This window comes from Vreelandella massiliensis (assembly GCF_900155385.1).
Classification (GTDB): Bacteria; Pseudomonadota; Gammaproteobacteria; order Pseudomonadales; family Halomonadaceae; genus Vreelandella; species Vreelandella massiliensis.
In genome coordinates this window covers 830,143-843,630 of sequence record NZ_LT699745.1, presented here as the reverse complement: position 1 = coordinate 843,630, position 13,488 = coordinate 830,143, and the positions used below count along the sequence as shown (strand labels likewise).

Below are 13,488 nucleotides of genomic sequence, written 5' to 3'. Positions count from 1 at the left end.
GGATTACTCTCCCTCAACGCGCACAAGGTAGTTAACCTTGTGAATCATGCCGCGTACGGCGGGGGTGTCTTCCAGCTCAACCGTGTGACCGATGCGACGTAACCCTAGGCCCTGCATAGTAGCCTTGTGCTTGGGCAGAACGCCGATGGTGCTGCGGATCTGGGTAACCTTGATCAAAGCTGCCATGGTGCTCACCCCGTAATCGCTTCGACAGACAGACCGCGCTTAGCGGCCACGTCTTCCGGTGCTTGCATGGACGCGAGACCGTTAACGGTAGCGCGGACGACGTTGACCGGGTTGGTGGAACCGTAGCACTTGGCCAGTACATCGTGGACACCAGCGAGCTCTAGTACAGAGCGCATGGCGCCGCCGGCGATGATACCGGTACCTTCGGAAGCCGGCTGCATGTACACCTTGGAAGCACCGTGACGGGCTTTTACCGGGTACTGCAGCGTGTGGCCAGCGAGGTTCACCTTGACCATGTTGCGACGCGCTTGGTCCATCGCCTTTTGAATGGCCACCGGCACTTCACGCGCCTTACCACGACCAAAGCCGACACGACCTTTACCATCACCAACGACGGTCAGTGCGGTAAAGCCGAAAATACGACCCCCTTTGACCACCTTGGCGACACGGTTGACCTGCACTAACTTCTCTTGCAGATCGCCGTTTTGCTGTTCGTTCTTCGCCATCGTAAAACCCTTTAGAATTCCAGGCCGCCTTCACGAGCGGCGTCGGCCAAGGCCTTGACGCGACCATGATACTTAAAGCCAGCACGGTCAAAGGCCACCTGGGTGATGCCTGCTTCTTTTGCGCGCTCGGCAATCAGGGCGCCGACTTTCGTCGCGGCCTCTGAGTTACCGGTCGCACCCTCGCGAAGCGCCTTGTCCAGCGTAGAAGCGCTGGCCAGCACCTTGCCACCATCCGGCGAGATAATCTGCGCATAGATGTGACGCGGAGTACGGTTGACGCACAGGCGGAACGCGCCTAGCTCGCGAATTTTGGCGCGAGCACGGCGGGCACGACGGAGACGAGATTCTTTCTTCGCGTTCATAACCCTGCCTTACTTCTTCTTGGCTTCTTTGCGACGCACCTGCTCGTCGGCGTACCGGACACCCTTGCCTTTGTACGGCTCGGGCGGACGGAAGGCGCGGATTTCCGCGGCGCACTGACCAAGCTTCTGTTTGTCCGCGCTTTTCAGCACGATCACGGTGTTCTTCGGCGTTTCCGCCGTGACACCTTCAGGCAGTTGGTAGTCGACCGGGTGCGAGAAGCCCAGTGAAAGATTGAGCGTCTGGCCCTTCGCTTGAGCGCGATAACCGACGCCAACAATTTCGAGAGACTTGGTGAAGCCCTCTGATACGCCCGTGACCAGGTTCTGAACCAGGGCACGCGTGGTGCCGGCCATCGCCCAGCTCTTCGCCGACTCACTCGGGGCGAAGGTTAGCTGGCCGTCTTCCTGGCCAACCACGACATCCGCGTGGATCGGCATAGACAGCGTGCCCTGGCCACCTTTAGCGGTCAGCTGGTCAGCATCAATTTTGATGTCGACGCCGGCGGGCACTTTAACCGGATATTTCGCTATGCGGGACATTCCAGCCTCCTAGAATACGGTGCAGATGACTTCGCCACCGACACCCGCCTGGCGTGCGGCACGATCGGTCATCACACCATTGGAGGTGGTGACGATCGCGATACCCAGACCATCGGCGACCTTGGGCAAAGTGTCTTTGCCCTTGTACTGGCGCAGAGACGGCTTGGAAACCCGCTGGATGTGGTCGATAACCGGCTTACCCTCAAAGTACTTGAGCGTAATGGACAGTTCGGGCTTGCTGCTTTCAGCCACCGCGTAATCGGTGATGTAGCCCTCTTCTTTCAGCACGCGGGCCACTTCCACTTTCAGCTTGGAGGACGGCATGGTGACCGTCTCCTTGGTGGCCATCTGCGCATTGCGGATACGGGTAAACATATCCGCCAGAGTGTCTTGCATGCTCATTTAATGTGCGCTCCTGATGATTCTACGTGGCACTTACCAGCTGGACTTTTTGAGTCCAGGGACGTCGCCACGCATGGCGGCTTCACGCAGCTTGTTACGGCCGAGGCCGAACTTGTTGTAGAAACCGTGCGGACGGCCGGTAACGCGGCAGCGGTTACGCTGGCGTACCGGGCTTGAGTCGCGCGGCAGTTGCTGCAGCTTAAGCTGCGCGTCGAAGCGCTCTTCGTCGGAAGCGTTCACGTTCTGAATGATCGCTTTGAGTTCAGCACGCTTGGCCGCGTACTTCTCGACCAGCTTAGTGCGCTTGAGCTCACGCTCTACCATGCTTTTCTTGGCCATGATCCCACCCTTATTTCTTGAACGGGAAGTTCAACGCACGCAGCAGCGCACGGCCTTCCTCGTCGGTGTTGGCGGTCGTGGTGATAGTGACATCAAGCCCCCGGATACGATCGATTTTATCATACTCGATCTCCGGGAAGATGATCTGTTCACGCACACCCATAGAGTAGTTGCCGCGACCGTCGAAAGACTTCGGGTTGAGACCACGGAAGTCACGCACGCGAGGAATCGCGATGTTTACCAGACGGTCCAAGAAGTCCCACATGCGCTCGGCGCGCAGGGTCACCTTGATACCAATCGGCCAACCTTCACGCACCTTGAAGCCCGCGATGGACTTGCGTGCCTTGGTCACCAGCGGCTTTTGGCCGGAGAGCTTCTCCAGGTCGCCGATGGCATTGTCGATCAGCTTTTTATCGCTGACCGCGTCGCCGATGCCCATGTTCAAGGTCACTTTCGTGATCCGCGGCACCTGCATTACGTTGGCGTAGCTAAACTCTTCTTTGAGTTGAGCTGCCACCTCGTTTTGATAACGTTCTTTCAAGTTCGCCATTTTGCTACCCGACTCACGTTAGGCGTCGATCTGCGTCTGCGTCGACTTGTAGATACGTACCTTGGTACCGTCTTCTTTGACTTGGAAGCCGACGCGATCCGCCTTACCGGTCTCCGAATTGAAGATGGCTACGTTGGACGCGTGAATCGGAGCCTCACGCTCCACGATACCGCCCTGATTTCCCGCCATGGGATTTGGCTTGGTGTGACGTTTAATCATGTTCACACCGGATACGACAAAGCGATTGTCTAACACACGCTTCACCGTACCGCGCTTGCCCTTATCCTTCCCGGCGATGACGATGACTTCATCGTCACGTTTGATCTTTTGCATATCCGCCTCGCTCCTTACAGCACTTCAGGCGCCAAGGAAATGATCTTCATGAACTTTTCGTTACGCAGTTCACGAGTGACCGGCCCGAAAATACGGGTACCGACCGGCTGTTCGTTGGTGTTGTTCAACAGAACCGCCGCATTTCCGTCGAAACGGATCAGCGAACCGTCAGGACGACGGACGCCGCTCTTGGTACGAACGACTACCGCTTTCATGACTTGGCCTTTTTTGACCTTGCCGCGCGGAATCGCTTCTTTTACTGATACTTTAATGATGTCACCCACGCGAGCGTAACGACGGTGTGAGCCGCCTAGCACCTTGATGCACTGCACCCGGCGCGCTCCGCTGTTGTCAGCGACATCCAGCATTGTCTGAGTCTGAATCATCGGTTTTCTCCAAACCTAATCTGACTGCACTGGTTGAACAGACGCAGGAAGTTAACCTTTAGCCTGCTCGACCACCTCGACCAGCGTCCAAGCTTTCTTCTTGGACAGCGGACGGCACTCTTGAATAGAGACCGTATCGCCTGCCTTCGCTTGGTTCGCTTCGTCATGGGCGTGCAGCTTGGTGGAGCGCTTAACGTATTTTCCGTAGATCGGGTGACGCTCACGACGCTCGATCATTACGACGATGGACTTATCCATCTTGTCGCTCACCACTTTACCGGTGAGCGTACGGGCTTTCTTTTCTTCGGCCATCTCAGTCACCTGCCTTCTCGTTGAGCACAGTCTTCACGCGGGCGATATCCCGACGGACCTGCTTGAGCAGATGAGTCTGGCTCAGTTGGCCGGTGGCCTTCTGCATGCGCAGGTTAAACTGCTCGCGGAGGAGTTCGAGGAGTTGCTCTTGCAACTCGCCGACTGACTTTTCACGAATTTCCTGGGCTTTCATCACATCACCGTCCGTTTCGCAAAGGTGGTGGATACGGGCATTTTCTGTGCGGCCAGCTCAAACGCTTCACGCGCGAGCTCCTCGGACACACCTTCAATCTCGTACAAGACCCGACCCGGCTGGATCTGAGCGACCCAGTACTCGACGGAGCCTTTACCCTTACCCATACGAACTTCGAGCGGCTTTTTGGAGATCGGCTTATCCGGGAAAACGCGGATCCAGATCTTACCGCCACGCTTAACGTGACGTGTGATCGCACGACGGCCGGCTTCGATCTGGCGCGCGGTGATACGTCCGCGGCCAGTCGCTTTGAGGCCGTACTCCCCGAAGCTAATCTTGCTTCCGCGATGCGCTAGGCCACGGTTGCGACCTTTCTGCACCTTGCGGAATTTTAAACGCTTGGGCTGTAACATCGACTCGCTCTCCCCTTACCTGGAACCTTTCTTCTTGGGCGCGTTGCCGGCAGGCTGTTGCTTCGCCTTGGCACGAACTTCCTCGATACCGCCGAGGATTTCACCCTTGAAGATCCACACTTTGACGCCGATGACGCCGTAGGTGGTGTGAGCTTCGTAAGTGGCGTAGTCGATATCCGCACGCAGCGTGTGCAGCGGAACGCGACCTTCGCGATACCATTCGGTACGTGCGATTTCAGCACCACCCAAGCGACCTGACAGCTGAATCTTGATGCCGCCGGCACCTAGACGCATGGCGTTCTGTACCGCGCGCTTCATCGCACGACGGAACATGACGCGACGCTCTAGCTGACCCGCAACGTTAGCAGCTACCAGCTTGGCATCCAGCTCCGGCTTGCGAACTTCTTCAATGTTCACATGCACCGGGACACCCATCATCTCGGTGAGGTCGCGACGCAGACGGTCGACATCTTCACCTTTTTTACCAATCACGATACCCGGACGGGCAGTGTGAATGGTGATGCGGGCGTTATTCGCCGGACGCTCGATGTGAATGCGGCTAACGGAGGCGTTTTTAAGACGCTCATCCAGGAAGCTGCGCACTACGAGATCATTGTTGAGCTTATCGGCATAGGCGCCGCGCTCGGCATACCAGACAGAAGCATGGTCTTTGACGATGCCCAGTCGAATGCCCGTTGGATTGACTTTCTGACCCATCTGGTCGACTCCTACTTCTCGGCTACCTTAACGGTGATGTGGCAGGTGCGCTTCAAGATACGATCCGCACGCCCTTTGGCACGCGGCTTGATACGCTTGAGCGTCATGCCCTCATCGACGCAGATGGTCGAGACACGCAGCTCGTCGATATCCATGCCGTTGTTTTCTTCCGCGTTTGCAATGGCGGACTGCAGCACTTTCTTGACCAGCTTGGCAGCCTTCTTCGGTGAGAAGGTCAGAAGGTCAAGTGCCTCGGCGACCGGTTTACCGCGCACCTGGTCAGCCACCAAACGGGCCTTCTGGGCGGATAAACGAGCGCCACGCAGCTTAGCTGTGACTTCCATCTCTCAATCCTCTTTGGCTTACCGTTTGGCTTTCTTGTCCGCCGCATGGCCGCGATAAGTGCGGGTGGCAGCGAATTCGCCTAGCTTGTGACCAACCATTTCCTCGGAGACATGCACCGGGACGTGTTGGCGACCGTTATGTACTGCGATGGTCAGACCTACCATGTTCGGTAGGATCATCGAACGACGCGACCAGGTCTTGATCGGTTTACGGTCGTTCTTTTCCACTGCAGCCTCGACCTTCTTCAAAAGATGAAGGTCAATGAAGGGACCTTTCTTAAGTGAACGTGGCACAGCCGTTACCCCTTAATCTCTTGGCGTTTCAATCACCGCGCCTTACGGCGACGGACGATCAGTTTGTCGGTGCGCTTGTTCTTACGCGTCTTATGACCCTTAGTCGGCACACCCCAAGGTGTAACCGGGTGACGGCCACCGCTGGTGCGGCCTTCACCACCACCGTGTGGGTGATCCACCGGGTTCATTGCGACACCGCGAACGGTTGGGCGCACGCCTCTCCAGCGCTTCGCACCGGCCTTGCCAAGTTGACGCAGGCTGTGCTCGGAGTTGCTCACTTCGCCCAAGGTCGCACGACATTCGGCCAGGACTTTGCGCATCTCGCCAGAGCGGAGACGCAGGGTCGCGTAGTTACCTTCACGAGCAACCAGCTGGGCGCTTGTGCCGGCACTGCGAGCAATCTGCGCGCCTTTACCCGGCTTTAGCTCAATACCGTGAACGGTAGAACCCAGCGGGATATTGCGCAGCGGCAAGGCATTGCCTTTTTTGATCGGCGCGTTAACACCCGATTCCAGCACGTCACCCGCGCTGACGCCTTTCGGCGCAATGATGTAACGACGCTCGCCATCGGCGTACTTCAAAAGCGCGATGTGCGCGCTACGGTTGGGGTCGTGCTCCAAACGCTCAACGGTGGCCGGAATGCCATCTTTGGTGCGCTTAAAGTCGATCAACCGGTAGTGCTGACGGTGACCACCGCCCACGTGACGGGTGGTGATGCGACCGTAGTTGTTACGTCCACCGGACTTGGACTGCTTTTCCAAAAGCGGCGCATACGCACGGCCTTTGTAAAGCTCCTCGCCAACAATCTTAACGACGTGGCGACGACCGGCGGATGTGGGTTTGGTCTTGACGATTGCCATTATCCGTACTCCTGCCCTTATTCGGCGCCAGAGAAGTCTTCGAGCGTTTCGCCCGCGGCCAGGGTGACATACGCTTTGCGATACCCTTTACGCATGCCAACGCCGTGTGCGGTACGCTTGGTCTTGCCTTTGACGTTTAGCGTCTGAACGCGGTCGACTTTCTTGCCGAACAGCGCCTCAACGGCTTTTTTGATCTCAGGCTTGGTAGCGTCGCTCGCCACTTTGAAAACGTACTGATTGCGCTCTGCTGCCATCGCGGCCTTTTCGGTCACGTGCGGCCCAAGCAGAACCTTGAATACGCGTTCTTGGTTCATGCCAGCTTCTCCTCGAATTTACGCAGGGCGGAGACGGTGACCAACACCTTATCAAAGGCGACCAGGCTCACCGGATCAGCGGCTGCAACATCCACCACGTCGACATGGGGAAGATTGCGCGCGGCCAAGTAGAGCTTCTCATCAACCTCTTCGGTGATGATCAGTACTTTTTCCAGATCCAACTCTTTCAGCTTGGCAGCGACCTGCTTGGTCTTCGGCGCTTCAACGGTGAACTCATCCACTGCGACCAAGCGCTCTTGGCGCACCAGCTCAGAGAGAATGGAGCGCATCGCCGCGCGGTACATCTTGCGGTTTACCTTCTGGGTGTAGTCTTGCGGACGCGCCGCGAAGGTAACGCCGCCGCTGCGCCACAGCGGAGAACGGATAGTGCCGGCGCGTGCGCGACCGGTACCCTTCTGACGCCACGGCTTCTTACCGCCACCGCGAACTTCAGAACGGTTTTTCTGTGCGCGTGTTCCCTGGCGACCACCGGCTAAATAAGCAGTGACAACCTGATGAACCAGCGCCTCATTGAATTCTTTGCCAAAAGTGGCGTCGGCTACTTCAACGGTACCCGCGCCTGCAGCAAGATTCAGATTCATTGGTAATATCCCCTTCAGCCAGCTTTCACGGCGCTGCGAACGATAACGTCGCTGCCGGTTGCTCCCGGAACGGCGCCCTTGATTAGCAGCAGGTTGCGCTCGGCGTCGACACGGACGATTTCAAGGCTCTGCACGGTGCAACGGACATTGCCCATCTGACCGGCCATTTTCTTGCCTTTGAATACGCGACCCGGCGTTTGACACATGCCGATGGAACCCGGCGCGCGGTGCGACAGGGAGTTACCGTGGGTATTGTCTTGGGTACGGAAATTCCAGCGCTTAACAGCACCCTGGAAACCTTTACCCTTAGAGGTACCGGTCACATCGATCATCTGACCAGCTTCGAAGAGGGATACGGTGAGTTCGCCGCCAACTTCAGGAGCTTGCTCGCCTTCTTCCAGGCGGAACTCCATCAATTTACGACCAGCTTCAACACCCGCCTTGGCAAACTGACCCGCTTGCGCTTTGGTGAGGTGCTTCGCTTTACGAGAGCCAGTTGTTACCTGAACCGCCGCGTAGCCGTCGGACTCGACAGACTTAACGCGTGTAACACGGTTAGGATCAACTTCAATAACGGTTACGGGCACTGATGCACCGTCTTCGGTAAAGACGCGGGTCATCCCGGCCTTTTTACCGACCAAACCGATAGTCATTCTCAGTTCTCCTATAGTGTACGGGGCTATCACCCGCTATGGCTGCCCTTTCCAGAGCATTCCACTAGCACATTGTGTGGCGCCTCACGGCGCGGCGGCTGCTGCTTTTCGTATCGTGCGTATCGATGTGATGAAAAGCGCTGGGCCGCGAGTGTCTAGTGTGATTAGTCGAGCTTGATTTGCACGTCTACGCCTGCGGCGAGATCGAGCTTCATCAGCGCGTCAACTGTTTTCTCAGTGGGCTCAACGATATCGAGCACACGCTTGTGAGTGCGAATCTCATACTGGTCACGCGCATCTTTGTTGACGTGCGGCGAAATCAGTATGGTGTAGCGCTCGCGATTGGTCGGCAGCGGGATCGGGCCACGAACCTGAGCACCAGTGCGCTTTGCGGTTTCAACGATCTCCGCAGTGGACTGATCGATCAGGCGGTGGTCGAATGCTTTCAACCGAATGCGAATCTTCTGGTTCTGCATTTGCCTTAAACTCCAATGGATGTCGACGGCGCGAGCCGTCTACCCACGCATTCAAAGGATGCGCATTATAGGCACGCCAGCGAGGCATGTCAAACGTTTCTCAGCCAAGCGTCTCGCTGATGCGTAGAAAAGGGGGCTCATAAGAGCCCCCTTTGATCCTAAAGGATCTTCTTACTGTACGATTTTGGCGACAACGCCAGCACCGACAGTACGACCGCCTTCACGGATCGCGAAGCGCAGACCTTCGTCCATCGCGATCGGCGCGATCAGGGTAACAACCATTTTCACGTTGTCGCCCGGCATGACCATCTCAACGCCTTCCGGCAGCTCACACGTACCGGTAACGTCAGTGGTACGGAAGTAGAACTGCGGACGATAGCCTTTGAAGAACGGCGTGTGACGACCACCTTCTTCTTTGGACAGGACGTAAACTTCCGCTTCGAAAACGGTGTGCGGCGTAATGGTGCCCGGCTTGGCCAGTACCTGACCACGCTCTACGTCGTCACGCTTAGTACCGCGCAGCAGTGCACCAACGTTCTCGCCCGCACGACCTTCGTCGAGCAGCTTACGGAACATTTCAACGCCGGTAACGGTGGTTTTGGTGGTGTCGCGGATACCCACGATTTCCACTTCTTCACCGGCCTTCACGATACCGCGCTCTACACGACCGGTCACAACGGTGCCACGACCAGAGATAGAGAAGACGTCTTCGATCGGCATCAGGAACGGCTGATCGATCGCACGCTCCGGCTCCGGAATGTACTCGTCCAGCGCCTTGATCAGGTTAGCAACAGCGGTTGTACCCATGCCGTTGTCGTCTTTACCTTCCAGCGCCATCAGGGCAGAACCGGTGATGATCGGGGTGTCGTCACCCGGGAAGTCGTACTCGCTCAGGAGTTCACGTACTTCCATTTCGACCAGCTCGAGGAGCTCTTCGTCATCGACCATGTCCGCTTTGTTCAGGAACACAACGATGAACGGAACGCCAACCTGACGAGACAGCAGGATGTGCTCACGCGTCTGCGGCATCGGGCCGTCAGCGGCGGAACATACCAGGATCGCACCGTCCATCTGGGCGGCACCGGTGATCATGTTTTTGACGTAGTCAGCGTGTCCCGGGCAGTCAACGTGCGCGTAGTGGCGCTCTTCTGACTGGTACTCAACGTGGGACGTTGCGATGGTGATACCACGCTCGCGCTCTTCAGGAGCGTTATCGATGGTATCGAACTCGCGCCAGTCGCCGCCGAAAACCTCAGCAGAAACGCGAGTCAGGGCCGCAGTCAGGGTCGTTTTACCGTGGTCAACGTGACCGATGGTACCGACGTTAATATGCGGTTTGGAGCGTTCAAATTTTTCCTTAGCCACTGCTATAACCTCTTTACGTTAGCTAACGGTTAACCGTTTTGGTTGATGACGGCTTCTACGACGCTGGAGGGCGCCTCGTCGTACTTCGCGAACTCCATGGAGTAGCTCGCACGGCCCTGGGTTTGAGAGCGCAGATCGGTTGCGTAACCGAACATCTCACCCAGCGGTACCGTTGCGCGGATGACTTTACCGGAGGAAGAGTCATCCATGCCCTGCACCAGACCGCGACGACGGTTCAGGTCGCCCATGACGTCACCCATAAACTCTTCGGGGGTCACGACCTCGACCTTCATCACCGGTTCCAGCAGCACGGCTTTCGCCTTCTTGGCACCTTCTTTGACTGCCATAGAAGAGGCAATCTTAAACGCGGTCTCGTTAGAGTCCACGTCATGGTAGGAACCGTCAAACAGCGTGACCTTAACGTCGATCATCGGGTAACCCGCGATGACACCGTTTTGCAGCTGCTCGAAAGCCCCTTTCTCTACCGCCGGGACGTATTCCTTGGGAACCACGCCGCCCACGATTTCAGAGTTAAATTTGAAGAAGATTTCGTCATCCCCTTCGCCTTTCTCTTCATAAGTCAGCGGTTCGATACGCAACACGACGTGACCGTACTGACCGCGACCACCGGACTGGCGTACGAACTTGCCTTCCTGCTCGACGCTGCCGCGAATGGTTTCACGGTAGGCCACCTGCGGCTTACCGATGTTGGCTTCCACCTTGAACTCGCGACGCATGCGGTCAACGATGATATCGAGGTGCAGCTCACCCATACCCGAGATGATGGTCTGACCGGTCTCTTCGTCGGTCTTAACCTGGAAGGACGGATCTTCCTGAGCCAGTTTGCCCAGCGCAACGCCCATCTTCTCTTGATCGGCCTTGGACTTCGGCTCAACGGCAACCGAGATGACCGGATCCGGGAACTCCATGCGCTCAAGCACGATCTTGTGGTTGATATCACACAGCGTGTCGCCGGTGGTGACATCTTTTAGACCGATACAGGCGGCGATGTCGCCAGCACGCACTTCTTTGATCTCTTCGCGCGAGTTGGAGTGCATCTGAACGATACGACCCACACGCTCTTTTTTGCTCTTGACCGAGTTGTATACCCCGTCGCCGGAGTTCAACACGCCCGAGTAAACGCGAATAAAGGTCAAAGTACCCACGAACGGGTCGGTGGCGATTTTAAATGCCAGCGCGGCGAAAGGCGCACTGTCATCGGCTTCGCGTGTATCAACCGTGCCCTCTTTGTCGTCCAGCTCGCCTTCGATCGCTTTAACTTCGGTCGGAGACGGCATGTACTCGATAACACAGTCGAGTACCGCCTGAACGCCTTTGTTCTTGAACGCGGAGCCGCAGGTCACCAGGACGATTTCGTTATCGAGCGTACGACGGCGAAGACCGGCCTTGATTTCATCAATGGTCAACTCACCTTCTTCGAGGTATTTGTCCATCAATTCTTCAGACGCTTCGGCAGCCGCTTCGACCATCTCTTCGCGGTACTTCTCGGCAGTCTCTTGCAGATCCGCCGGGATATCGACCAGGTCGTAATTCATCCCCAGGCTATCTTCATCCCACAAGATAGCTTTCATCTGAATCAGGTCAATGACGCCTTTAAAGTCCTCTTCCGTGCCCCAGTTAATCTGGATCGGCACGGCGTTCGCGCCCAGGCGCTCCTTCAGCTGATCAACGACCATGAAGAAGTCGGCACCGGTGCGGTCCATCTTGTTGACGAAGACCATGCGCGGCACTTCGTACTTATTGGCCTGACGCCAAACGGTTTCGGTCTGCGGCTGAACACCGGAGGAGCCACACAGAACGACAACAGCACCATCGAGTACGCGCAAGGAACGCTCGACCTCGATGGTGAAGTCAACGTGCCCTGGGGTATCGATGATATTGATGCGGTGCTCATCGAACTGCTTGCTCATACCTTGCCAGAAGCAGGTGGTCGCAGCAGAGGTGATGGTAATACCACGCTCCTGCTCCTGCTCCATCCAGTCCATGGTGGCGGCGCCATCATGAACTTCACCCACCTTGTGCGACAGGCCGGTATAGAACAATACGCGCTCGGTTGTCGTGGTTTTACCCGCGTCAACGTGAGCGACGATACCGATATTGCGGTAGCGATTTAGTGGAGTCTTGCGTGCCACGGTGATAACTCCCGTTGTTGGCAATGCGCGAAATGTTGCGATATGCGCTTGGTCTTACAGTGACAAACCATTGCCACCACCCAAGCAGCACATCAAAAACATTCGAGCTTAGAAACGATAGTGAGAGAACGCCTTGTTGGCTTCTGCCATACGGTGCACGTCTTCGCGCTTCTTAACCGCAGAGCCTTTGCCTTCAGCGGCATCCAGCATTTCACCCGCCAGACGCTGCACCATCGTTTTTTCACCGCGACGACGCGCCGCGTCAACCAACCAGCGCATCGCTAGCGCTTGACGACGAGACGGACGAACTTCAACCGGCACCTGATAGGTCGCACCACCGACGCGGCGCGATTTCACTTCGACCATCGGCTGGATAGTTTCCAGCGCCTTGTCAAAGATCTCCAGCGGCTCTTCTTTACTACGCTCGGCAACCTTGTCCAGCGCACCGTAAACGATGCGCTCAGCTACGGACTTCTTGCCGCTGACCATCAGGTGGTTCATGAACTTGGCTAGGCGCTCACTTCCGAATTTCGGATCCGGCAGGATCTCGCGCTTCGCTACAACTCTTCTTCTAGGCATGATAAGCCCTCAATTAAGGATCCTTCAGGTAAACCCGAGACGCACGCGCTGATCAAAAAGCACCGCTCGACCTTACTCTTATCAGACCATCATATTCGTATTGACTGCCTGGTAGCCCTTAAGCGGCTACCTCTCGAACCTTGACGACCGAATTAAGCCTTCGGACGCTTGGTACCGTACTTAGAACGACCCTGCTTACGGTTCTGAACACCCGAGGTATCCAGCGCACCGCGAACGGTGTGATAACGCACACCCGGCAAGTCTTTAACACGACCGCCGCGAATCAACACGACGGAGTGCTCTTGCAGGTTGTGGCCTTCACCGCCGATGTAAGAAGAGACTTCAAAGCCGTTGGTCAGGCGCACACGGCAAACCTTACGCAACGCCGAGTTCGGCTTCTTCGGGGTAGTGGTGTAAACGCGGGTGCAGACGCCGCGCTTTTGCGGGCAGGCCTGCAGCGCCGGCACGTCACTCTTGGTGACGGGGCGCTTGCGCGGCTTGCGCACTAGCTGATTAATCGTTGCCATAGTCTGTAGCTGACTCCAATGGTTGCCTTGCCTTTCCAATGGGTGCGGGCGCACCCGCCCCACTGTTAAAGGCTGCGCATTC

General features: G+C 56.8%; 24 protein-coding genes. All 24 read right to left on the bottom strand.

From position 1 onward, the window contains the following. Positions 1 to 3 precede the first annotated feature (3 nt). Positions 4 to 186, bottom strand: coding sequence for a 50S ribosomal protein L30 (gene rpmD, locus BQ9846_RS08575; RefSeq protein WP_075880592.1), 183 nt, complete (start codon positions 184 to 186; stop codon positions 4 to 6). Between the two features lie 5 nt (positions 187 to 191). Then, positions 192 to 692, bottom strand: coding sequence for a 30S ribosomal protein S5 (gene rpsE / locus BQ9846_RS08570; protein ID WP_075880591.1), 501 nt, complete (start codon positions 690 to 692; stop codon positions 192 to 194). A gap of 11 nt (positions 693 to 703) precedes the next feature. Further along, on the bottom strand, positions 704 to 1,054 hold the full coding sequence (gene rplR, locus BQ9846_RS08565; protein WP_075880590.1) for a 50S ribosomal protein L18: 351 nt from the start codon (positions 1,052 to 1,054) through the stop codon (positions 704 to 706). 9 nt (positions 1,055 to 1,063) lie between these two features. Continuing rightward, positions 1,064 to 1,594 carry a 50S ribosomal protein L6 gene (rplF, locus tag BQ9846_RS08560; RefSeq protein ID WP_075880589.1) on the bottom strand — a complete coding sequence of 177 codons (531 nt, stop codon included), beginning with the start codon at positions 1,592 to 1,594 and terminating at the stop codon, positions 1,064 to 1,066. Between the two features lie 9 nt (positions 1,595 to 1,603). After that, entirely contained in the window at positions 1,604 to 1,996 is a 393-nt protein-coding gene (rpsH, locus tag BQ9846_RS08555; protein ID WP_075880588.1) for a 30S ribosomal protein S8, read from the bottom strand. 33 nt (positions 1,997 to 2,029) lie between these two features. Then, the gene (rpsN, locus tag BQ9846_RS08550) at positions 2,030 to 2,335 is read right to left on the bottom strand and encodes a 30S ribosomal protein S14 (RefSeq protein WP_075880587.1); all 306 of its coding nucleotides are present in this window, start codon (positions 2,333 to 2,335) and stop codon (positions 2,030 to 2,032) included. A gap of 10 nt (positions 2,336 to 2,345) precedes the next feature. Further along, on the bottom strand, positions 2,346 to 2,885 hold the full coding sequence (gene rplE / locus BQ9846_RS08545; RefSeq protein WP_075880586.1) for a 50S ribosomal protein L5: 540 nt from the start codon (positions 2,883 to 2,885) through the stop codon (positions 2,346 to 2,348). Between the two features lie 18 nt (positions 2,886 to 2,903). Next, the gene (gene rplX / locus BQ9846_RS08540) at positions 2,904 to 3,218 is read right to left on the bottom strand and encodes a 50S ribosomal protein L24 (RefSeq protein ID WP_054640903.1); all 315 of its coding nucleotides are present in this window, start codon (positions 3,216 to 3,218) and stop codon (positions 2,904 to 2,906) included. A 14-nt stretch (positions 3,219 to 3,232) separates the two neighbouring features. Beyond that, positions 3,233 to 3,604, bottom strand: a complete 372-nt coding sequence (gene rplN, locus BQ9846_RS08535) for a 50S ribosomal protein L14 (protein WP_075880585.1) — start codon at positions 3,602 to 3,604, stop codon at positions 3,233 to 3,235. A 51-nt stretch (positions 3,605 to 3,655) separates the two neighbouring features. Continuing rightward, a complete protein-coding gene (rpsQ, locus tag BQ9846_RS08530; protein WP_009099001.1) occupies positions 3,656 to 3,916 on the bottom strand; it encodes a 30S ribosomal protein S17 in 261 nt (86 codons plus the stop codon). Between the two features lies 1 nt (position 3,917). Continuing rightward, positions 3,918 to 4,109 (bottom strand): 50S ribosomal protein L29, encoded by a 192-nt coding sequence (rpmC, locus tag BQ9846_RS08525; protein ID WP_016915779.1) that lies wholly within the window; start codon positions 4,107 to 4,109, stop codon positions 3,918 to 3,920. After that, positions 4,109 to 4,522, bottom strand: coding sequence for a 50S ribosomal protein L16 (rplP, locus tag BQ9846_RS08520; RefSeq protein WP_075880584.1), 414 nt, complete (start codon positions 4,520 to 4,522; stop codon positions 4,109 to 4,111). Before rplP ends, rpmC begins: the two co-directional genes overlap by 1 nt. Before the next feature lie 15 nt (positions 4,523 to 4,537). Beyond that, the gene (gene rpsC / locus BQ9846_RS08515) at positions 4,538 to 5,239 is read right to left on the bottom strand and encodes a 30S ribosomal protein S3 (protein ID WP_075880583.1); all 702 of its coding nucleotides are present in this window, start codon (positions 5,237 to 5,239) and stop codon (positions 4,538 to 4,540) included. A gap of 11 nt (positions 5,240 to 5,250) precedes the next feature. Then, a complete protein-coding gene (rplV, locus tag BQ9846_RS08510) occupies positions 5,251 to 5,583 on the bottom strand; it encodes a 50S ribosomal protein L22 (protein WP_010626471.1) in 333 nt (110 codons plus the stop codon). An 18-nt stretch (positions 5,584 to 5,601) separates the two neighbouring features. Continuing rightward, complete coding sequence (gene rpsS / locus BQ9846_RS08505) at positions 5,602 to 5,877, bottom strand: 30S ribosomal protein S19 (RefSeq protein ID WP_009098993.1); 276 nt, start codon at positions 5,875 to 5,877, stop codon at positions 5,602 to 5,604. Between the two features lie 32 nt (positions 5,878 to 5,909). Next, on the bottom strand, positions 5,910 to 6,737 hold the full coding sequence (gene rplB / locus BQ9846_RS08500) for a 50S ribosomal protein L2 (protein ID WP_075880582.1): 828 nt from the start codon (positions 6,735 to 6,737) through the stop codon (positions 5,910 to 5,912). 17 nt (positions 6,738 to 6,754) lie between these two features. Beyond that, complete coding sequence (rplW, locus tag BQ9846_RS08495) at positions 6,755 to 7,051, bottom strand: 50S ribosomal protein L23 (protein WP_075880581.1); 297 nt, start codon at positions 7,049 to 7,051, stop codon at positions 6,755 to 6,757. After that, entirely contained in the window at positions 7,048 to 7,653 is a 606-nt protein-coding gene (gene rplD / locus BQ9846_RS08490; RefSeq protein ID WP_075880580.1) for a 50S ribosomal protein L4, read from the bottom strand. Before rplD ends, rplW begins: the two co-directional genes overlap by 4 nt. A gap of 14 nt (positions 7,654 to 7,667) precedes the next feature. Further along, entirely contained in the window at positions 7,668 to 8,306 is a 639-nt protein-coding gene (gene rplC / locus BQ9846_RS08485) for a 50S ribosomal protein L3 (RefSeq protein ID WP_075880579.1), read from the bottom strand. Between the two features lie 164 nt (positions 8,307 to 8,470). Continuing rightward, positions 8,471 to 8,782, bottom strand: coding sequence for a 30S ribosomal protein S10 (gene rpsJ / locus BQ9846_RS08480; protein WP_009098983.1), 312 nt, complete (start codon positions 8,780 to 8,782; stop codon positions 8,471 to 8,473). Positions 8,783 to 8,953: 171 nt separating this feature from the next. Continuing rightward, positions 8,954 to 10,147, bottom strand: a complete 1,194-nt coding sequence (gene tuf / locus BQ9846_RS08475) for an elongation factor Tu (protein ID WP_075880578.1) — start codon at positions 10,145 to 10,147, stop codon at positions 8,954 to 8,956. Positions 10,148 to 10,176: 29 nt separating this feature from the next. Beyond that, positions 10,177 to 12,300, bottom strand: a complete 2,124-nt coding sequence (fusA, locus tag BQ9846_RS08470; RefSeq protein WP_075880577.1) for an elongation factor G — start codon at positions 12,298 to 12,300, stop codon at positions 10,177 to 10,179. A gap of 108 nt (positions 12,301 to 12,408) precedes the next feature. Beyond that, positions 12,409 to 12,879: a 30S ribosomal protein S7 gene (rpsG, locus tag BQ9846_RS08465; RefSeq protein WP_016915771.1), complete on the bottom strand. Its 471-nt coding sequence runs from the start codon at positions 12,877 to 12,879 to the stop codon at positions 12,409 to 12,411. Between the two features lie 152 nt (positions 12,880 to 13,031). Continuing rightward, positions 13,032 to 13,406, bottom strand: coding sequence for a 30S ribosomal protein S12 (gene rpsL / locus BQ9846_RS08460; protein ID WP_043529100.1), 375 nt, complete (start codon positions 13,404 to 13,406; stop codon positions 13,032 to 13,034). Between the last annotated feature and the right edge of the window lie 82 nt (positions 13,407 to 13,488).